The organism is Streptomyces sp. NPDC090045 (assembly GCF_044747975.1).
GTDB lineage: Bacteria > Actinomycetota > Actinomycetes > Streptomycetales > Streptomycetaceae > Streptomyces.
In genome coordinates this window covers 272,674-291,617 of record NZ_JBIVFA010000012.1, presented here as the reverse complement: position 1 = coordinate 291,617, position 18,944 = coordinate 272,674, and the positions used below count along the sequence as shown (strand labels likewise).

Sequence of the window (18,944 nt, the reverse complement as noted above, 5' to 3'; positions counted from 1 at the left end):
CATCTTGGTGACAGGGTGTGGCGATCTCGGGACTGGGGCTACGATGACCGGCACAAGGACGGACGGCGCAAGGATGCCGTCCTCTGGGGCGGGGCCCGGCAGACATGCCGGAGCCAGGAGCCGGGGAGGCCCCATGCCGGGGCGAGGAGGACAGGGCATGGTGCAGAAGGCCAAGATCCTCCTGGTCGACGACCGGCCGGAGAATCTGCTGGCGCTGGAGGCCATCCTCTCCGCGCTCGATCAGACACTGGTCAGGGCGTCGTCGGGGGAGGAAGCGCTCAAGGCGCTGCTGACGGACGATTTCGCGGTCATCCTGCTGGATGTCCAGATGCCGGGCATGGACGGATTCGAGACGGCCGCGCACATCAAGCGGCGCGAACGGACCCGGGACATCCCGATCATCTTCCTCACCGCGATCAACCACGGTCCGCACCACACGTTCCGCGGTTACGCGGCGGGTGCGGTCGACTACATCTCGAAGCCCTTCGACCCGTGGGTGCTGCGGGCCAAGGTGTCGGTCTTCGTGGAGCTGTACACGAAGAACTGCCAACTGCGCGAGCAGGCGGCCCTGCTGCGGCTCCAGCTGGAGGGCGGCAGTTCGAACGGCGTGGACGCCAGCAAGGAGACGGCCGGACTGCTGGCCGAGCTCTCCGCGCGGCTCGCGGCGGTCGAGGAGCAGGCCGAGGCGCTGACCAAGCAGCTCGGCGAGGACTCGGCCGACGCCGGCGTGGTGGCGACCGCGGCCCATCTGGAGCGCAAGCTCACGGGGCTGCGGCGGGCGCTCGACGCGCTGGAGCCCGGCACCGCCGGAGGGGCTCCGGCCCTGCCCTCGCAGAACTGACCGCGCGGGCATCGGCTCTGGTGGTGCGTCAAAGCACCTACGGAGCCGACGACACGAACGGGTGAAGGGGTGGGCACGCGTGTCCACCGGCGCGCGCACCGGTAACCTCGGGCCCATGGCCTCAAGTACGTCCGGCAAGGGTTCCCAGAGCACTGCGGGCACCGCGAAGGGCCGCACCGGCCGTACGACGGCGCCGGCCAAGAAGGCTGCCCCCGCGCGCAAGCCCCCGGCGAAGAAGGCCGCGGCCGCCAAGCGCGCCCCGGCCAAGAAGGCGGCGCCCAAGCCCGCGCCGTCCCCGACGGGGGGTGTGGTGCGGCTGGTGCGCGCCGTGTGGCTCGGCTGCGCGCACGCCGTCGGCGCCGTCTTCCGCGGGATCGGCCAGGGGGCCAAGAACCTCGACCCCGCCCACCGCAAGGACGGCCTCGCGCTGCTGCTGCTCGCCCTCGCGCTGATCGTGGCCGCCGGTACCTGGTCGAACCTGAGCGGTCCGGTCGGGGATCTGGTGACCATGCTGATCACCGGTGCCTTCGGACGACTGGATCTGCTCGTGCCGATCCTGCTCGGCGTCATGGCGGTACGTTTCATCCGCCATCCCGAGCAGACCGACGCCAACGGCCGCATCGGCATCGGGCTCTCCGCCCTCGTCATCGGGGTCCTGGGCCTGGTCCACATCGCCTGCGGGGCGCCCGGCCGGGACGAGGGCACCACCGCGATGCAGAACGCGGGCGGGCTCGTCGGCTGGGGCGCCTCCAAGCCGCTGATCTTCACCATGGGCGCGCCGCTGGCCGTGCCCATGCTGGTGCTGCTCACGATCTTCGGGCTGCTCGTGGTCACCGCCACCCCGGTCAACGCGATCCCGCAGCGGCTGCGCCGGCTCGGCATCCGGCTCGGGATCATCGCCCCGAACGCCTACGACGAGGGCTACGGGGACACCGAAGGCGCCGCCGACCGGCGGGACCGGCACGACGCCGAGCAGTGGCGGGCCCGTACGGGCGCCTCCGCCGACTCCGACGACCCGGTGGACGCCGCCGAGGAGGAGGCCCTCGCCCGGCGCCGCCGGCCGCGCAGGAGCTCCGCCCGGCCGGCCATGGACCGGGAGATGGACGCCGTCGACGTGGCGGCGGCGGCCGCCGCCGCGCTGGACGGGGTGGTCTACGGCGGCCTGCCGCCCTCCCCGCTCGTCGCCGACCTCACCCACGGCATCACCGTCGAGCGGGAGGGCGCCGAGATCACCGCGCCCGTGCCGACCGCCCGCGGGGAGCGCGCCGCGGCGCCCACCGCCCCCGAGACCCCCACCGCTCCCGAAACCCCCGCCGAGCGGCCGCACGCCACCACCGCCGCGGCCTCCGGAACGCTGTCGGTGCCCGACCTGACCAAGGCACCGCCGCAGACCCAGGCGCTGCCGCCGCGCGCCGAGCAGCTCCAGCTGCGCGGGGACATCACGTACGCCCTGCCCTCGCTGGACCTGCTGGAGAAGGGCGGGCCCGGCAAGACCCGCAGCGCCGCCAACGACGCGGTGGTCGCCTCGCTGCGCAACGTGTTCACAGAGTTCAAGGTCGACGCGGACGTCACCGGTTTCACCCGGGGGCCGACGGTCACCCGGTACGAGGTCACGCTGGGCGCGGCGGTCAAGGTCGAGCGGATCACCGCGCTGACCAAGAACATCGCCTACGCCGTGGCCTCGCCGGACGTGCGGATCATCAGCCCGATCCCGGGCAAGTCCGCGGTCGGCATCGAGATCCCGAACACCGACCGCGAGATGGTCAACCTGGGCGACGTACTGCGTCTCGCGGACGCGGCCGAGGACGACCACCCGATGCTGGTCGCGCTCGGCAAGGACGTCGAGGGCGGCTACGTCATGGCCAACCTGGCCAAGATGCCGCACGTGCTCGTGGCCGGCGCCACCGGTTCCGGAAAGTCCTCCTGCATCAACTGCCTGATCACCTCCGTCATGGTCCGGGCGACCCCGGAGGACGTCCGGATGGTGCTCGTCGACCCCAAGCGGGTGGAGCTGACGGCGTACGAGGGCATCCCGCACCTGATCACGCCGATCATCACCAACCCCAAGCGGGCCGCCGAGGCCCTGCAGTGGGTCGTGCGCGAGATGGACCTGCGCTACGACGACCTGGCCGCCTTCGGCTACCGGCACATCGACGACTTCAACCAGGCCATCCGGGACGGCAAGATCAAACTGCCGCCGGGCAGCGAGCGGGAGCTCAGCCCTTACCCGTACCTGCTGGTGATCGTCGACGAGCTGGCCGACCTGATGATGGTGGCCCCGCGCGACGTCGAGGACTCGATCGTCCGGATCACCCAGCTGGCCCGCGCGGCCGGCATCCACCTGGTGCTCGCCACCCAGCGGCCCTCGGTGGACGTGGTCACCGGCCTGATCAAGGCGAACGTGCCCTCGCGCCTGGCCTTCGCCACCTCCTCCCTCGCCGACAGCCGGGTCATCCTCGACCAGCCGGGCGCCGAGAAGCTGATCGGCAAGGGTGACGGGCTGTTCCTGCCGATGGGGGCGAACAAGCCGGTCCGTCTCCAGGGGGCCTTCGTCACCGAGGACGAGATCGCCGGGATCGTGCAGCACTGCAAGGACCAGATGGCGCCCGTCTTCCGGGACGACGTCACCGTCGGGCAGAAGCAGAAGAGGGAGATCGACGAGGAGATCGGCGACGACCTGGACCTGCTGTGCCAGGCGGCGGAGCTGGTGGTCACCACGCAGTTCGGCTCCACCTCGATGCTCCAGCGCAAGCTGCGGGTGGGCTTCGCCAAGGCCGGGCGGCTGATGGACCTCATGGAATCGCGGGGGATCGTCGGCCCGAGCGAGGGTTCGAAGGCGCGCGACGTCCTGCTGAAGGCCGACGAGCTGGACGACGTGCTCGCCGTCATCCGCGGCGAGGCCCATCCGTAACCAATTCGCGAGCAACCGTTTCCCTTGGGCCCACGTCCAGTTGAAGGGAGGTAAGTGGTACCGCGCACGACCTCGCGTACGGCGTCGGTCCGCCACGCCGGAGCGGACCTCCCTTCGCCATTCATATGGCGTATGAAGTGCACCCTCCGGTTGCTTCACCCTTTCGTCACCCCCCTAGACTGGACATCCAGCAGGTGGCTACACGCTCGAAAGGCGCCCACGTGTCCATCGGCAACGCCAACTCCCCCGAAGAAGAGCGGCCTTCGACCGACGACCGGTCCGAGGACCGCCTCGTCGAACGACCCGTCGAGACCCCGTCCATCGGGACCGCCCTCAAGAAGGCCCGCATCGCCGCCGGGCTCACCGTCGACGAGGTCAGTTCCATCACCCGCGTGCGCATTCCGATCGTGCACGCGATCGAAGAGGACGACTTCACGCGGTGCGGCGGCGACGTGTACGCCCGCGGTCACATCCGTACGCTCGCCCGCGCCGTCGACCTCGACCCGGTACCCCTGGTCGAGAGCTACGACGCGGCCCACGGAGGCCGGCCGGCTCCCACGCCCGCCGCGCCGATGTTCGATGCCGAGCGCATCCGACCCGAACGGCAGCGGCCCAACTGGACCGCGGCCATGGTCGCCGCCATCGTCGCCGTGATCGGCTTCGTGGGCTTCACCGCCTTCAGCGGCGGCGACGAGAAGGACAAGCGGCCGGTGGCGGAAGGTTCCGCCACGCCGAAGCCCACGGCCACCAAGCAGACCGGGGGCAAGCCGGCCGCGCAGCCCCAGCAGACCCCTGTCGCGCCCAAGCCGGAACCCTCGGACAGCGCGATCGCCGCCGCGCCCAAGGACCTCGTCACCGTCGTCCTGACGGCCGACACGGGCGAGAGCTGGATCTCCGCCAAGGACTCCACCGGCCGGCTGCTCTTCGACGGCACCCTCACGCAGGGTGAGTCCAAGACCTTCACGGACAAGGAATCCGTCGACCTCGTGCTCGGCGACGCCGGGGCCGTGAAGCTCTTCGTGAACGGCAAGGAGATCAAGGACGACTTCCAGCCGGGTCAGGTGGAACGCCTCACATACACCAAGGCGGACCCTCTTCAGGATCAGCCCCAGGCGGGCTGAGCAGAGGCCGCCCCCGGGCGGAACAAGGAAATCCGGATCCCCGGGGTGCTGCGCCGCACCCCGGGGATCTTGCTGTACGGGGACTTGCGGCTGGGGCCGACGCCGGGACGAAGTAGTCTTGAGTCCATGCCCGAACGCCGTACCGTCGCCCTTGTCACTCTTGGCTGCGCCCGTAACGAGGTGGACTCGGAGGAGCTCGCAGGCCGCTTGGCGGCGGATGGCTGGGAGCTCGTCGAGGACGCCGCCGATGCGGACGTAGCCGTCGTCAACACCTGTGGCTTCGTCGAAGCCGCCAAGAAGGACTCCGTAGACGCCCTCCTGGAAGCCAACGATCTCAAGGATCACGGCAAGACCCAGGCGGTCGTCGCCGTCGGCTGCATGGCCGAGCGCTACGGCAAGGAGCTCGCCGAAGCCCTGCCGGAAGCGGACGGAGTCCTCGGTTTCGACGACTACGCCGACATCTCCAACCGCCTCCAGACCATCCTGAACGGTGGCAGCGTGGAGGCCCACACCCCGCGCGACCGGCGCAAGCTGCTGCCGATCAGCCCCGCGGAGCGGCAGAGCGCCGAGGTGGCCCTCCCCGGCCACGCCCAGGAGCCGGCCGAGGCCCCCGCCGACCTGCCCACCGGAGTCGCGCCCGCCTCCGGGCCGCGCGCGCCCCTGCGCCGCCGCCTGGACAAGAGCCCCGTGGCCTCGGTCAAGCTCGCCTCCGGCTGCGACCGGCGCTGCTCCTTCTGCGCCATCCCGTCCTTCCGCGGCTCCTTCATCTCCCGCCGCCCCAGCGACGTGCTGGGCGAGACCCGCTGGCTCGCCGAGCAGGGCGTCAAGGAGGTCATGCTGGTCTCCGAGAACAACACCTCGTACGGCAAGGACCTCGGCGACATCCGGCTGCTGGAGAGCCTGCTGCCGGAGCTGGCCGCGGTGGACGGCATCGAGCGCGTGCGCGTGAGCTACCTGCAGCCCGCCGAGATGCGGCCGGGCCTGATCGACGTGCTCACCTCGACCCCCAAGGTCGTGCCGTACTTCGACCTGTCCTTCCAGCACTCGGCCCCCGACGTGCTGCGCGCCATGCGCCGCTTCGGTGACACCGACCGGTTCCTGGAGCTGCTGGACACCATCCGCAGCAAGGCCCCGCAGGCCGGTGTGCGGTCCAACTTCATCGTCGGCTTCCCCGGCGAGAAGGAGTCGGACTTCGCCGAGCTGGAGCGTTTCCTCACCCACGCGCGCCTGGACGCCATCGGCATCTTCGGCTACTCGGACGAGGACGGCACCGAGGCCGTCGGCTACGACCACAAGCTGGACGAGGACACCATCGCCGAGCGGCTCGCGCACATGCAGCGGCTCGCCGAGGAGCTCACCTCGCAGCGCGCGGAGGAGCGGATCGGAGAGACCCTGGAGGTGCTCGTCGAGTCCGTGGAGGCGGTCGACGAGGACGGCGACGGTGCCTACGGGCGCGCCGCCCACCAGGCCCCCGAGACCGACGGCCAGGTTGTCTTCACGGACAGCACGGGCCTGGTCCCCGGGCGTATCGTCACGGCCAAGGTGGTCGGCACCCTGGGTGTGGACCTGGTGGCGGAGCCCCTGGGCATGGATCTTGAGGAGGCGGCCGGATGACCGGAGTCCCGGCATCTGCGGCGGGCGGGACCGATCGCCGGCCCGTACCCGGCGCGAAGCTGGGGGCCGCGGCGGTCAATCAGGCCAGCCTGTGGAACATCGCCAACATCCTGACGATGATCCGGCTCGTCCTGGTGCCGGGATTCGTCTTCCTGCTGCTCGCCGAGGGCGGCTACGACCCGGCCTGGCGCGCCTGGGCCTGGGCGGCGTTCGCCGTCGCCATGATCACGGACATCTTCGACGGGCACCTGGCCCGGACGTACAACCTGGTCACGGACTTCGGCAAGATCGCCGACCCCATCGCCGACAAGGCGATCATGGGGTCGGCGCTGATCTGTCTCTCCTGGCTCGGCGACCTCCCCTGGTGGGTGACCGGGGTGATCCTCGGGCGGGAGCTCGGGATCACGCTCATGCGCTTCTGGGTCATCCGCTACGGAGTGATTCCGGCCAGCCGCGGCGGCAAGCTGAAGACCCTGGCCCAGGGCACGGCCGTGGGCATGTACGTACTCGCGCTGACCGGGGCGCTGGCGACCATGCGCTTCTGGGTGATGGCGATCGCCGTCGTGCTGACCGTCGTCACCGGTTTGGACTACATCCGGCAGGCGGTCGTGCTGCGCCGGCAGGGGATCGCGGCGGAGCGGGCCGCACAGTGACCGACGGCGTGGGGGAATCCTTCCGGTGACCGGAGGCGGAGCGGGGGCGTCCGGCTATGCCGGAGCGGGCGACGTAATCGATCATGTGTTCGATGTCGCCGCGGAGGTGCTGCGCCTGCTCACGGAAAGTGACCAGTCGCTCGCCGTGGCCGAATCGCTGACCGGCGGCATGGTGGCCGCCGAACTCACGGCGGTTCCCGGCGCCTCGCAGTCCTTCCGCGGATCGGTCACGGCGTACGCCACGGAGATCAAGCACCGGGTCCTCGGGGTGGACGCGGGACTGCTCGCGGCCGAAGGCGCGGTGAACGCGCAGGTCGCGGCGGAGATGGCGGCCGGGGTGCGGCGCGTGATGGGCGCTTCGTGGGGAATCGCGACCACCGGGGTGGCCGGTCCGGAGCCGCAGGACGGGCAGCCGGTGGGCACCGTCTTCGTCGCGGTGGACGGTCCGGGGAGCAGGAAAACGGTCCGGCTGAGGTTGAACGGCTCCCGTGCGGAAATCCGTAGGGAGAGTGCACGCACAGTGCTCGAGCTTCTCTCAGGCCAACTCCGTGAGAATGCGCGGAGGCAGGATACGGAACAGAACGGGGGGATTTGATGTTTGCAGCCCTGAGTGAACACGACATCGCTCCCCGCACGGCCGCGGCGCGAGGCGGTACGGTGGGGCGTGAAGGATGCGGCTACACGGTCAGAGGAGGGAGCCACCGATGATTCTGCTCCGTCGCCTGCTGGGTGACGTGCTGCGTCGGCAGCGCCAGCGCCAGGGCCGTACTCTGCGCGAAGTCTCCTCGTCGGCCCGAGTTTCGCTCGGCTATCTCTCCGAGGTGGAGCGGGGGCAGAAGGAGGCATCCTCCGAGCTGCTCTCCGCGATCTGCGACGCGTTGGACGTACGGATGTCCGAGCTGATGCGCGAAGTCAGTGACGAACTGTCGCTGGCCGAGCTGGCACAGTCGGCCGCGGCAAGCGAACCGGTGAGTGTGCCGGTCCGCCCGATGCTCAATTCGGTCTCCATGGCTTCGGTCACGGGTGGACCGGAGCGGGTGACCATCAAGGCGCCTGCGGAAGCGGTGAATGTCGTAGCCGCGTGAGCGAGCACGTGAGCGTTTGAGCGTGGCCGGAGCCCCGGCCGGTGCGTGATGCACCGGCCGGGGCTCCGGGCCGTTCTGGGTGCGGTGGCGGGGGTGGTGCGGGAGGATGGGGCCGTCAGGGTCCCGGCCCTCCCCCAGGCTCCGTCTGGGGGGACCCCCAGGGAGGTAGCCGTGCGGCGGTTACTGCACGTACCTGCGGCGTCGGCCCTCGCGCTGACGGTGGGGGTCCTGTGGTGGTGGGCCGTGCTGCGGCTGGTGCTGGCGCCGGAGGAGTCCGGGGCCGTGGAGGGCGCGGTGGCGGTGGGCGGCTGGGGGCTGGGGCTGCTGCCGGTGCACTGCGTGCCGGGCCCGGTGCGGAGGTCACGGCGGCCGGTGGGTGCCGGCGTCGGTGGCGGGGCTGCGGAGGGTGCCGTAGGTGCCGGGACTGCCGCAGGTTCCGGGGTCACCAGGGCATCGACACTCCGCCGTTCGGGCGAAGGATCTGACCCGTCATGAAGGACGAGGCGTCCGAGGCCAGGTAGAGCACCGCCTGGGCGATGTCCCCGGGCTCGCCGACCCGGCGCAGGGGGGACATGCGGACCATCGCCGCCTCGGTCTGTTCCTGGACCTCGGGGCTGTGGCGGCCGGTCATCGGGGTGCGGATCCATCCGGGGGCGACGGCGTTGACCCGTATGCCGTGCGGGCCGGCCTCGGTGGCGAGGGTCTTGGTCAGCTGCACCACGGCGGCCTTGGCGGCGCTGTAGCAGAGCAGGCCGGGCTGGGCGGCGTCCACGGCCCCGGAGGCCATGGTGACGATGGAGCCGGGCCGGCTCGCCGCGATCATGCTGCGGGCGGCCTCCTGGCAGGTGCGCAGCACCCCCTTGAAATTGACGTCCAGGATCCGGTCGAGGTCCTCGTCGGTCGTCTCCAGGACGCTGCTGGTGTGCATGACCCCGGCGATGGCGGCCGTGATGTCGAGCGGGCCCGCCGCGGTGACGGCCGCCCGGAGCGCCGCCCGGTCGGTGACGTCGAGGGGATGGACGGTGGCGGCGCCGCCGGCCTTGGTGACGAGGGCGGCCGTCTCGGTGAGGCCCTGCTCGTCGCGGTCCGCGCAGTGGACGTGCGCGCCCGCCTCGGCGAGGAGGACGGCGGTGGCGCGGCCGATGCCGCTGGCCGCGCCGGTGACCAGGGCGGTGCGGCCGGTGAGGTCGTACGAGGCTGTGGGTGTGGGCATGCGGGGACGGTACGACCGGATCTGACGGAGCGTCAACCGGTGCGTCCTGTCGCCTGGACACCGCCTACGGCGTCGGGCCCGGCTGGCAGCGGGGGCACCAGTAGGTGGGGCGGTCGTCCTGGGGGGCTTCGCGGACGGGGGTGCCGCAGCGCAGGCACGGCCGGTGGGAGCGGCCGTAGACGAAGAGGTTCTGGCCCGGGCGGTGGCTGCCGGTGGTGTTGCGGGGGCCCGGCCGCTCGCCGGTGTTCGCGGACAGCAGCCGGTGGGCGGCGGCGGCCAGGCGGGGCAGGGTCGCCTCGGGGAGCGCGCCCACCGGTGTCCACGGGGTGACCCCGGCGAGGAAGCAGAGCTCGGCCTTGTAGATGTTGCCGACGCCGGCGAGGTTGCGCTGGTCGAGCAGGGCCTCGCCGAGGGGGCGCTCGGGGGCGGCGAGCAGGTTGGCGGCGGCTCGCGCGGCATCCCAGTCCGGGCCGAGGAGATCGGGGCCGAGATGGCCCACGGCCCGGTCCTCGTCCGCGGTGCGGAGCAGCTCCAGGACGGGGAGGCGGTAGCCGACGGCGGTGTGCTCGGCGGTGCCGAGGACGGCCCGGATCTCGTGGGCGGGGCCGCCGCGCCACTTCTCGCCTGCGGCGAAGACGTGCCAGGCACCGTCCATGCGGAGGTGGCTGTGCAGGGTGAGTCCGCCCTCGAAGCGGGTGAGGAGGTGTTTGCCGCGGGGGGTGACGTCGAGGGTCACGCGGCCGGTGAGGTCGGCGGTGGCGAAGCGGGGGACGCGGAGGTCGCTGCGGGTGAGTTCGCGGCCTGCCAGGGCGGCGTGGAGACGGGTCGCCGCGCGCCGGATGCTGTCGCCTTCGGGCATGGGGCCATTGTCGCCCGCCGCGGCCTGTGGGGGCCGGGGTTCGGGGAGGCCCGGGGCCCGGCGGGCCCGCAGGGCCGGGCGAACGGCGCGAGCCCCTGCGGCGAGGTGCATGCGGCCACAGGGGCTCTTCGGGTCAGGAGGGGCCCGAGGGGGTCGAGAGGTCAGAGGGGCCGGTCGGGCCGGCCGGGCCGCTCATCACTTCCAGACGAGACCCTTGTTCGGGTAGTTGTACGGGTTGCCCCAGTACTCGGCCGCGGAGACCTTCGTCTGGGCCGACGGGGCGAGGGCCACCACGCAGGTGGTCTGCGTCTGGCCGTTGACGAAGCCCTTCGGCAGCGACTCGGTCGGGCACTTCTCGAACTTTCCTATGACCGACAGGCGCTGGGCCTCGGTGCCGTCCCCGAGCAGGCCCTTGACCTGGGTCACGGACGAGTGAGACAGGTCCGTGGTGCCGGTGTTCTTGACCGAGTAGCGGATGTAGTACGGGATCATCCCCTTCACCTTGTCGCCGAGCTTGAGCACGTCCAGGTCGGCGGGGTCGCCCTGCTCGATCGCGGTGACCGTGAGGGCGATCTGGCCGCCCTTGTTGCTCCCGTAGCTGAACGGGATCTCCGCGGCCTCGCCGATCTTGAAGGTCTGGCCGGACTTCGCCGTGCCGTTCGCTCCGGCGGGGGCCTCGCTGCCGCCCGTGGTGGGGCTCGCCGATCCGGACGGGGCGGCGGGAGAAGCGGACGGGGCGCCGGCCGAGGCGGAACCGCTCGGCTGCGCGGGAGGCAGCTCCTCGTTGCCGTTCTTGCAGCCGGTCAGGGCCAGGGTGCCGGCGACCGCCAGAACGACCGCGCCGAGGGTGGTGGTACGCATGCTGATGGTGCTCACTCTTCTACTCCCCCATGACTGTGCATCGCCAATGCAATGCCTGTGATCATCTTGATAAAGGATGAGTAAGCGGCCGTGCCAGCCCAGGGGGCGGCCCACAACGGTTCTGTGACATGTCCAGGACGTAAGCGGAACAGTCGGTGACGATTTGCAATCGTCAGGAACGCAAGCGCAAACCCCTCGGAGTGGCGTGGAACCCGGCCGCCTCCAGGGCCCGGCCCAGCGGGGAGGTCAGGGCGGCGGCCGCGTTGATGCGTTCCACCGTGAGGGCCGGGAGGGTGCCCGCGCGTGAGGCCGCGGCCAGGGCGGCCGTGGCGGCCGCGAGCCGGGGATCCTCCGGCGGGGGCCAGGCCAGCAGGGTCTTGCCGCCGCGCTCCAGGTACAGGGTGAGCTCGCCGTCCACCAGGACCACCAGGGAGCCCGCCTTGCGGCCCGGCTTGTGGGTGGCCCCGGCGGGGGGCTCGGGCCAGGGCAGGGCCGCGCCGTACGCGTTCGCCGGGTCGGCGGCCGCCAGGACCACCGCGGCCAGCGGGGGCGGGGTCCGCTCCGCGGCCCGGAGGCGGTCCACCGCGCCGTCCATCGCGAACTGGGCGGCGCCCAGCCCCTCGACCACATAGCCCCGACGGGCCTGGCCGCTGTCCTCGAAGGCCGACAGGACGCGGTACACGGCGCTGAAGCCCCCTTCGACGCCCTCCGCCGCCACCGCGCCCCTGGTGACGACGCCGTGCCGGTCCAGCAGGGTGCGGGCCAGGGCGTGGGCCCGGCGGGTCGGGTCGGGAGCCTGGGACGGCAGCAGCGACCAGCGCCCGGAGACCGTGGGCGGGCCGGTACGGGACACGGTCGCGCTGAGCGTGCCGTACCGGCCGCGGGGGACCGTGCGCCGGGCCCGGTGGGCCGTCGCGCCCGCCGTGCGGCCCGACCCCAGCAGCGAGCGCAGCGGGGCCAGGGTGTCGTTGGTGAGCCGGCCCGACCAGGCCAGGTCCCACACCGCCTCGGAGAGGGCGATGTCGGAGACCTCGGGGAACTCGGCGCGGATCGACTGCGCGATCTGGCGGAAGAACAGGCCGTACCCGCCGCTCAGGGAGGCCAGGACCGCTTGGTGCAGCGGGCTCGGATCCAGCGGGTGCGGCGGCGGCAGGAGCAGCGGGGCCGCGTCCGCCAGATACAGGGAGATCCAGCCGTCCTTGCCCGGAAGCGCTCCCGCGCCCGCCCAGACCACTTCCCCGGCCGTGGTCAGCTCGTCCAGCAGGCCGGGGGAGTAGCCCGCCACCCGCGACGGGAGGATCAGCCGTTCCAGCGCCGAGGCCGGGACCGGGGCGCCCTGGAGCTGCTCGACCGCCCGGGCCAGGCCGTCGAGGCCGCGCAGGGCTCCGCCCAGGTGCTGCCACTGCGGCAGGAACGTGGCCAGCGAGGCCGGAGGCACGGGCTCCAGCTCCTGGCGGAGCGCGGCGAGGGAGCGGCGGCGGAGCCGGCGCAGCACCGTCGCGTCACACCATTCCTGGCCGATGCCCGCAGGGTGGAACTCGCCCTGGACCACCCGGCCGGCCGCCGCGAGCCGGTGCAGCGCGCCCTCGGTCACCGCGGTGCCCAGGCCGAAGCGGACGGCGACGGAGGCCGTGGTGAACGGACCGTGGGTGCGGGCGTACCGGGCGAGCAGGTCCCCGAGCGGGTCCTTGACCGGCTCGGTGAAGGCCTCCGGAACACCGACGGGGAGCGCCGTGCCGAGCGCGTCCCGCAGCCGGCCCGCGTCCTCGATCGCCGCCCAATGGTCCGCGCCGCCGATCCGGACCCGGATGGCGCGGCGGGCCGCGGCGAGCTCCTCGGCCCAGGCCGGCTCCGCCCCGCGCTCGGTCAGCTGGTCCTGCGTCAGCGGACCCAGCATGCGCAGCAGGTCGGCCACCGACTCGGGACCCTTGGCCCGCCGGTCCTCGGTCAGCCACTGGAGCTCCCGCTCCAGCTCCTCCAGCACCTGCGCGTCGAGGAGCTCGCGCAGCTCCGCCTGGCCGAGCAGCTCGGCCAGCAGCCGGGAGTCCAGCGACAGCGCGGCCGCCCTGCGCTCGGCGAGCGGGGAGTCGCCCTCGTAGAGGAACTGGGCGACGTACCCGAAGAGGAGGGAACGGGCGAAGGGGGAGGGCTCCGGGGTGGTGACCTCGACCAGCCGCACGCGGCGCGCCTCGATGTCCCCCATCAGCTCGGTCAGGCCGGGCACGTCGAAGACGTCCTGGAGGCATTCGCGTACGGCCTCCAGCACGATCGGGAAGGACCCGAACTCCGAAGCCACCTGGAGCAGTTGGGAGGCGCGCTGGCGCTGCTGCCACAGCGGGGTGCGCTTGCCCGGACTGCGCCTCGGCAGCAGCAGGGCGCGGGCCGCGCACTCGCGGAAGCGGGATGCGAAGAGCGCGGAGCCGCCGACCTGGTCGGTGACGATCTGCTGGACGTCGCCGTGGTCGAAGGCGACGTCGGCCGCGCCCAGCGGGGCCTGTTCGTCGTCGAACTCGAACGGCTGCGGAGCCGCCGGGTCGTGGTCCAGCAGGTCCATGGACAGCAGGTCCGCGTCCGGGAGGCGGAGCACGATGCCGTCGTCGGCGTGCATCACCTGGGCGTCCATGCCGTACTTCTCGGCGAGGCGGGCGCCCAGCGCGAGCGCCCACGGGGCGTGCACCTGGGCGCCGAAGGGGGAGTGGACCACGACCCGCCAGTCGCCCAGCTCGTCGCGGAAGCGCTCCACCACGATGGTCCGGTCGTCCGGGACGTGACCGCAGGCCTCCCGCTGTTCCGCGAGGTAGGCCAGCACGTTCTCCGCGGCCCAGGCGTCCAGGCCGGCGGCCAGCAGCCGCAGCCGGGCGTCCTCGTCGGTGAGGCCGCCGAGCTCGCGGAGGAACGCGCCGACCGCGCGCCCCAGTTCGAGCGGGCGGCCGAGCTGGTCGCCCTTCCAGAACGGCAGCCGGCCCGGCACCCCGGGGGCCGGGGTGACCAGGACGCGGTCGCGGGTGATGTCCTCGATCCGCCACGAGGTCGTGCCCAGCGTGAAGACGTCCCCGACGCGGGACTCGTAGACCATCTCCTCGTCGAGCTCGCCGACCCGGCCGCCGCCCTTCTTCGGGTCCGAGCCGGCCAGGAATACGCCGAAGAGACCACGGTCCGGGATGGTGCCGCCGGAGGTCACCGCGAGGCGCTGGGCCCCCGGCCGCCCGGTGACCGTCCCCGCCACCCGGTCCCAGACCACGCGCGGCCTCAGCTCGGCGAACGCGTCCGACGGGTAGCGGCCCGCCAGCATGTCCAGCACCGCCGTGAACGCCGACTCCGGCAGCGCGGCGAAGGGCGCCGCCCGCCGCACCAGGGCGAGCAGGTCGTCCAGCTGCCAGGTGTCCATCGCGACCATCGCGACCAGCTGCTGCGCCAGTACGTCCAGGGGGTTGGAGGGGACGCGGAGGGACTCGATCGCCCCCGTGCGCATCCGCTCGGTGACCACGGCCGCCTGCACCAGGTCGCCGCGGTACTTGGGGAAGACCACACCGGTGGAGACCGCGCCCACCTGGTGGCCGGCCCGGCCCACCCGCTGGAGCCCGGAGGCCACCGACGGCGGTGACTCCACCTGCACCACCAGGTCCACCGCGCCCATGTCGATGCCGAGCTCCAGGCTGGAGGTGGCGACCACGGCCGGCAGCCGGCCCGCCTTCAGGTCCTCCTCCACGATCGCCCGCTGCTCCTTGGACACCGAGCCGTGGTGCGCGCGGGCCAGCAGGGGCGGGGCGCCCAGGGCGGCGCCCGACTGGGCCATGATCTCGGCCGGGGGCGAACCCTCCGGCAGCCGCTCGCCCATCGCGCGCTCGTACGCGATCTCGTTGAGCCGGTTGCACAGACGCTCGGCGAGACGGCGGGAGTTGGCGAACACGATCGTCGAGCGGTGGGCCTGCACCAGGTCCGCGATCCGCTCCTCCACATGCGGCCAGATCGACGGCTTGTCCCCGCCCTCCCTGCCCTCGGTCGCCGGAGAGCCCCCCAACTCGCCCATGTCCTGCACCGGGACGACCACCGACAGGTCGAACTCCTTCGCGGACGGCGGCTGGACGATCTCCACCTTGCCGCGCGGCGCGAGGTACCGGGCCACCTCGTCCACCGGCCGGACCGTCGCCGACAGCCCGATCCGGCGCGCCGGGCGCGGCAGCAGCTCGTCCAGCCGCTCCAGGGAGAGGGCGAGGTGGGCGCCGCGCTTGGTCCCGGCGACCGCGTGCACCTCGTCCAGGATCACCGTCTCGATCCCGGCGAGGGCGTCCCGGGCGGCCGAGGTCAGCATCAGGAACAGCGACTCGGGCGTGGTGATCAGGATGTCCGGCGGCCGGGTGGCCAGCGCCCGCCGCTCCGCTGGCGGGGTGTCGCCGGAGCGGATCCCGACCCGGATGTCCGGCTCGGGCAGGCCGAGCCGGACGGACTCCTGGCGGATTCCCGTCAGCGGGCTGCGGAGATTGCGCTCCACGTCCACGGCCAGGGCCTTCAAGGGGGATACGTACAGGACGCGGCAGCGCTTCTTCGACTCGGCGGGCGGCGGGGTCGAGGCGAGCCGGTCGAGGGCGGCGAGGAACGCGGCCAGCGTCTTGCCGGAGCCGGTCGGCGCCACGACCAGCACGTCCGAACCCTCCCCGATCGCCCGCCAGGCACCCTCCTGGGCGGAGGTGGGCGTACGGAAGGCCCCCGTGAACCACGAGCGGGTCGCGGGGGAGAACGAGTCGAGCGCAGCGCCTGCCATGCCCCCATCGTGCACCCGGCCACTGACAACGTCCCGGACCTGGGGAAACGCCCGTCACGGGCGGAGCGCAGAATGGGGGGATGGGGACGGAAGAGGGCGGCCGGGAGTGGGCGCGGCACTGGCAGTACGCGGAACTGCCCGGGCTGGACCTGCTGCGCGCCCACTACGTACGCCACACCTTCCCGCGCCACGCGCACGACGGGTACGTCATCGCGGCCGTCACCGGCGGCATCGAGGAGGTCGGTCTGCCCGGCCACGTGGTGCGCGCCGGACCGGGCAGCGTGGTCCTGATCAACCCCGAGGTGCCGCACACCGCGCGCGCCGGGGTCCCCGAGGGCTGGGCGTACGCCACCCTCTACCCCTCCCGCGAGCTGATCACCGAGGTCGCCGAAGAGATCGGCACCCTGCGCGGCACCCTGGCCTTCACGGCCGACATGGTCACCGACCCGCACGGATCGCGGACCATCACCGAGGTGCACCGGGCCGCCGAGTCCGGGAACGCACTGGCCGCCGACACGCTGCTGCGGGGAGTCGTGGCCCGGATGCTCACCCGGCACGCGGGCCCGCTGCCGGCCCGTACGGTACGGCGCGCGGGCGCCGCCGACGCCGAACGGGCCCGGGCGGTGCTGGCGGAGCGGATGGCCGCCCCGCCGTCGCTGGAGCAGCTGGCGGCCGACCTCGGAACCAGCCCCTTCGCGCTGCTGCGGGCCTTCCGCGAGCAGTACGGGATGCCGCCGCACACCTGGCTGACCGACGCCCGGGTCCGCCAGGCCCGCCGGCTGCTCGACGCGGGCACCCCGCCGGCGGAGGCGGCCGTCACCGTCGGCTTCACCGACCAGCCGCACCTGAACCGGCACTTCACCCGCATCGTGGGGGTCCCCCCGGGCGCGTACCGGCGCGAACGGGCCGTCTAGCCTTCCGATCCTGCCGCGCCGGGGCCGACTGGGGGCCGACGGGTGCGCGCAAGAACGTACAAGACCATCCGTCCCGGCCCCGCGTAGTTTCGGGGCGTGGGAGAGAAGCAGCTGGTCACAGAGCCAGAGATACGAGAGACCGCAATACCCGACGGGCGGCCGCGGGCCGCCGTCATCCGCGACGCGCTCGGGGTCGGGGTGGCCGTCGGGCTGTCCGGGTTCGCCTTCGGGGTGACCGCCGCCGGGGCCGGCATCAGCACGCTCCAGGCCTGCGTGCTGAGCCTGCTGGTCTTCACCGGCGCCTCGCAGTTCGCCCTGGTCGGAGCGCTCGCGGCGGGCGGCAATCCGTTCACCGCCGCCGCCGGGGCCTTCTTCCTCGGCACCCGCAACGCCTTCTACGGGCTGCGCCTGTCACAGCTGCTCGCGCTGCCCCGCGCCGTACGGCCCTTCGCCGCCCACTGGGTGATCGACGAGACCACCGCCGTGGCGCTGGCCCAGCCCGACCGGAAGGCGGCCCGGCTCGGCTTCACCGTCACCGGGCTCACCCTCTACGCGCTGTGGAACCTGACCACCCTGCTCGGCGCGCTCGGCGCCGAGGCCATCGGGGACACCAGGGCGTGGGGGCTGGACGCCGCCGGGCCCGCCGTGTTCCTGGCCCTGCTCGCGCCGATGCTGAAGACCGGCACCGAGCGGGCCGTCGCCGCCCTCGCGCTCGTCCTCGGGCTCGGATTCCTGCCCGTGCTGCCCGCCGGGGTCCCCGTGCTGATCGCGGCCCTGGCCGCCCCCGTCGTGCTGTGGATGAAGGGACGCCGTCCGTGAACGTCTGGATCGCCATCGGACTGACCGTCGTCGGCTGCTACGCCGTCAAGCTCGCCGGGCTGCTCGTCCCCGCCGGGGCCCTGGAGCGGCCGCTGGTACGCCGGCTGGCCGCCCTGCTGCCGGTCGCGCTGCTCGCGGCGCTCACCGCCCAGCAGACCTTCAGCACCGGCTCCGCCCTCGTGGTCGACGCCCGCGCCGCCGGCCTCGCCGCCGCCGGGCTGGCGCTGCTGCTGCGGGCCCCGTTCCTCGTCGTGGTCGCGGCCGCCGTCGTCGTCACCGCGGGGGTACGGGCCCTGGGCGGCTGATCCCGGCCTGCAGGCGCCCGTACGCGCGCAGGGTCAGCAGGGCCTCCAGCGTCGTGATGGGCCGCCGCTCCAGCGAGCTCCCCGGCGCCCAGGCCTCGCGGCGGACCGGCCAGCCGCCGTCCCCCTGCTGCGCGGCGGCCAGGTGGTCCAGCGAGCGGCGCATCTCGTCGTCCGTGAACCAGCCGCGGGCCAGCGATTCGGGCCGCCGCGCGAAGTCGTGCGGGAAGAGGAGCTCGCCCGGTGCGTAGCCCGGGGCGGGCGGGTACTCCCCGCGCCGCCCCGGATCGAGCACCGCGAGCTTCTGCGCGCGCACCAGCCGGCCCAGCCGGTCCGCGGCCGCCGCCGCGCGCGCCCGGTCCGGGACGCCGTCGAGGAAGGCCACCGCGCTCTGGACCTCGTACGGATGCGAGTGGCGCAGGCTCTCGACCCGGTCCCAGCAGAAGTCGGTGGCCCTGAAGAGCCAGGCGTGCCAGACCCGGTTGCGGTGCAGCAGGCCGACGACCGGGCCCGTGGTCAGCAGCTCGCCGGGCGGGGCGTCGTACAGCGGGTGGTACGGGGCCGCCGGGTAGGCCCGCGGGGCCGGGGAGACCACCGGAAGGGCGCCGTCCGGGGTGGAGACCGAGGTCAGGTGGCGGCAGAGCCGCTCGATGCGCTGACCGGCACAGCGGCCCAGGCCGTCCAGCACGCGCAGCGCGTGCGCGGTGTGCAGGGGCTGGCTGAGCGGACCGCGCAGATCCGGATCGAGGGCGTGACCGTAGCCGCCGTCGCCGTTGAGGTACGAACCGAGGGCGGTGTCCACCGGGTCGGCGTCCCCGCCGAGGAAGTGGAACGCGAACCGCCGCTGCTCCAGCACGCGGGCCGTGAGCCAGATGAACTGCTCGGCGCGGGCCAGCGGGGTCTGCGACGTCTGCGAGGAAGCTTCGTCTCCGGGCATGCGTGCAACCTAGGACGCGGCGGTGCGGCCAGGAGGGGCGAACGCGGCCGGT

The 18,944-nt window shown here is 73.1% G+C and carries 16 protein-coding genes; 11 read left to right on the top strand and 5 right to left on the bottom strand.

From position 1 onward, the window contains the following. The first annotated feature begins 157 nt into the window (after window positions 1-157). The 8 genes from ACIPYQ_RS29150 (at window position 158) to ACIPYQ_RS29115 (ending at window position 8,720) form a co-directional block, all read left to right on the top strand. Entirely contained in the window at window positions 158-841 is a 684-nt protein-coding gene (locus ACIPYQ_RS29150) for a response regulator (RefSeq protein WP_319729795.1), read from the top strand. Window positions 842-956: 115 nt separating this feature from the next. Further along, the gene (locus ACIPYQ_RS29145) at window positions 957-3,752 is read left to right on the top strand and encodes a DNA translocase FtsK (protein ID WP_401256688.1); all 2,796 of its coding nucleotides are present in this window, start codon (window positions 957-959) and stop codon (window positions 3,750-3,752) included. A gap of 221 nt (window positions 3,753-3,973) precedes the next feature. After that, on the top strand, window positions 3,974-4,873 hold the full coding sequence (locus ACIPYQ_RS29140; RefSeq protein ID WP_361765457.1) for a RodZ domain-containing protein: 900 nt from the start codon (window positions 3,974-3,976) through the stop codon (window positions 4,871-4,873). Window positions 4,874-4,999: 126 nt separating this feature from the next. Continuing rightward, a complete protein-coding gene (gene rimO, locus ACIPYQ_RS29135) occupies window positions 5,000-6,487 on the top strand; it encodes a 30S ribosomal protein S12 methylthiotransferase RimO (protein ID WP_361765460.1) in 1,488 nt (495 codons plus the stop codon). Next, entirely contained in the window at window positions 6,484-7,140 is a 657-nt protein-coding gene (gene pgsA, locus ACIPYQ_RS29130) for a CDP-diacylglycerol--glycerol-3-phosphate 3-phosphatidyltransferase (protein WP_401256685.1), read from the top strand. The genes rimO and pgsA overlap by 4 nt, the downstream gene beginning before the upstream one ends. Before the next feature lie 85 nt (window positions 7,141-7,225). Then, the gene (locus ACIPYQ_RS29125) at window positions 7,226-7,735 is read left to right on the top strand and encodes a CinA family protein (protein ID WP_362242545.1); all 510 of its coding nucleotides are present in this window, start codon (window positions 7,226-7,228) and stop codon (window positions 7,733-7,735) included. Window positions 7,736-7,844: 109 nt separating this feature from the next. After that, entirely contained in the window at window positions 7,845-8,225 is a 381-nt protein-coding gene (locus ACIPYQ_RS29120) for a helix-turn-helix domain-containing protein (protein WP_030012484.1), read from the top strand. 171 nt (window positions 8,226-8,396) lie between these two features. Then, a complete protein-coding gene (locus tag ACIPYQ_RS29115) occupies window positions 8,397-8,720 on the top strand; it encodes a hypothetical protein (protein ID WP_401256683.1) in 324 nt (107 codons plus the stop codon). Here the strand turns inward: ACIPYQ_RS29115 and ACIPYQ_RS29110 are convergent. The 4 genes from ACIPYQ_RS29110 to ACIPYQ_RS29095 all read right to left on the bottom strand — a co-directional run bounded on the left by ACIPYQ_RS29110 (window position 8,668) and on the right by ACIPYQ_RS29095 (window position 15,920). Continuing rightward, window positions 8,668-9,438 carry an SDR family NAD(P)-dependent oxidoreductase gene (locus ACIPYQ_RS29110; RefSeq protein WP_401256681.1) on the bottom strand — a complete coding sequence of 257 codons (771 nt, stop codon included), beginning with the start codon at window positions 9,436-9,438 and terminating at the stop codon, window positions 8,668-8,670. The two genes, ACIPYQ_RS29115 and ACIPYQ_RS29110, sit on opposite strands and share 53 nt — an antisense overlap. Window positions 9,439-9,502: 64 nt before the next feature. Further along, a complete protein-coding gene (locus tag ACIPYQ_RS29105) occupies window positions 9,503-10,297 on the bottom strand; it encodes an Fpg/Nei family DNA glycosylase (protein WP_401256679.1) in 795 nt (264 codons plus the stop codon). 195 nt (window positions 10,298-10,492) lie between these two features. After that, window positions 10,493-11,173, bottom strand: a complete 681-nt coding sequence (locus tag ACIPYQ_RS29100; RefSeq protein WP_401256677.1) for a hypothetical protein — start codon at window positions 11,171-11,173, stop codon at window positions 10,493-10,495. 157 nt (window positions 11,174-11,330) lie between these two features. Beyond that, window positions 11,331-15,920, bottom strand: a complete 4,590-nt coding sequence (locus ACIPYQ_RS29095; protein WP_401256675.1) for an ATP-dependent helicase — start codon at window positions 15,918-15,920, stop codon at window positions 11,331-11,333. Window positions 15,921-16,000: 80 nt separating this feature from the next. Between ACIPYQ_RS29095 and ACIPYQ_RS29090 the strand changes: the two genes are divergently transcribed. The 3 genes from ACIPYQ_RS29090 (at window position 16,001) to ACIPYQ_RS29080 (ending at window position 17,958) form a co-directional block, all read left to right on the top strand. Next, window positions 16,001-16,834, top strand: coding sequence for an AraC family transcriptional regulator (locus ACIPYQ_RS29090; protein WP_401256673.1), 834 nt, complete (start codon window positions 16,001-16,003; stop codon window positions 16,832-16,834). A gap of 111 nt (window positions 16,835-16,945) precedes the next feature. Continuing rightward, a complete protein-coding gene (locus tag ACIPYQ_RS29085) occupies window positions 16,946-17,653 on the top strand; it encodes an AzlC family ABC transporter permease (RefSeq protein ID WP_401256712.1) in 708 nt (235 codons plus the stop codon). Beyond that, window positions 17,650-17,958, top strand: a complete 309-nt coding sequence (locus tag ACIPYQ_RS29080) for an AzlD domain-containing protein (RefSeq protein WP_030010743.1) — start codon at window positions 17,650-17,652, stop codon at window positions 17,956-17,958. Before ACIPYQ_RS29085 ends, ACIPYQ_RS29080 begins: the two co-directional genes overlap by 4 nt. On the opposite strand, the gene ACIPYQ_RS29075 is transcribed toward ACIPYQ_RS29080, so the two are convergent. Further along, window positions 17,927-18,892 (bottom strand): hypothetical protein, encoded by a 966-nt coding sequence (locus ACIPYQ_RS29075; RefSeq protein WP_401256670.1) that lies wholly within the window; start codon window positions 18,890-18,892, stop codon window positions 17,927-17,929. The two genes, ACIPYQ_RS29080 and ACIPYQ_RS29075, sit on opposite strands and share 32 nt — an antisense overlap. Window positions 18,893-18,944 lie beyond the last annotated feature (52 nt).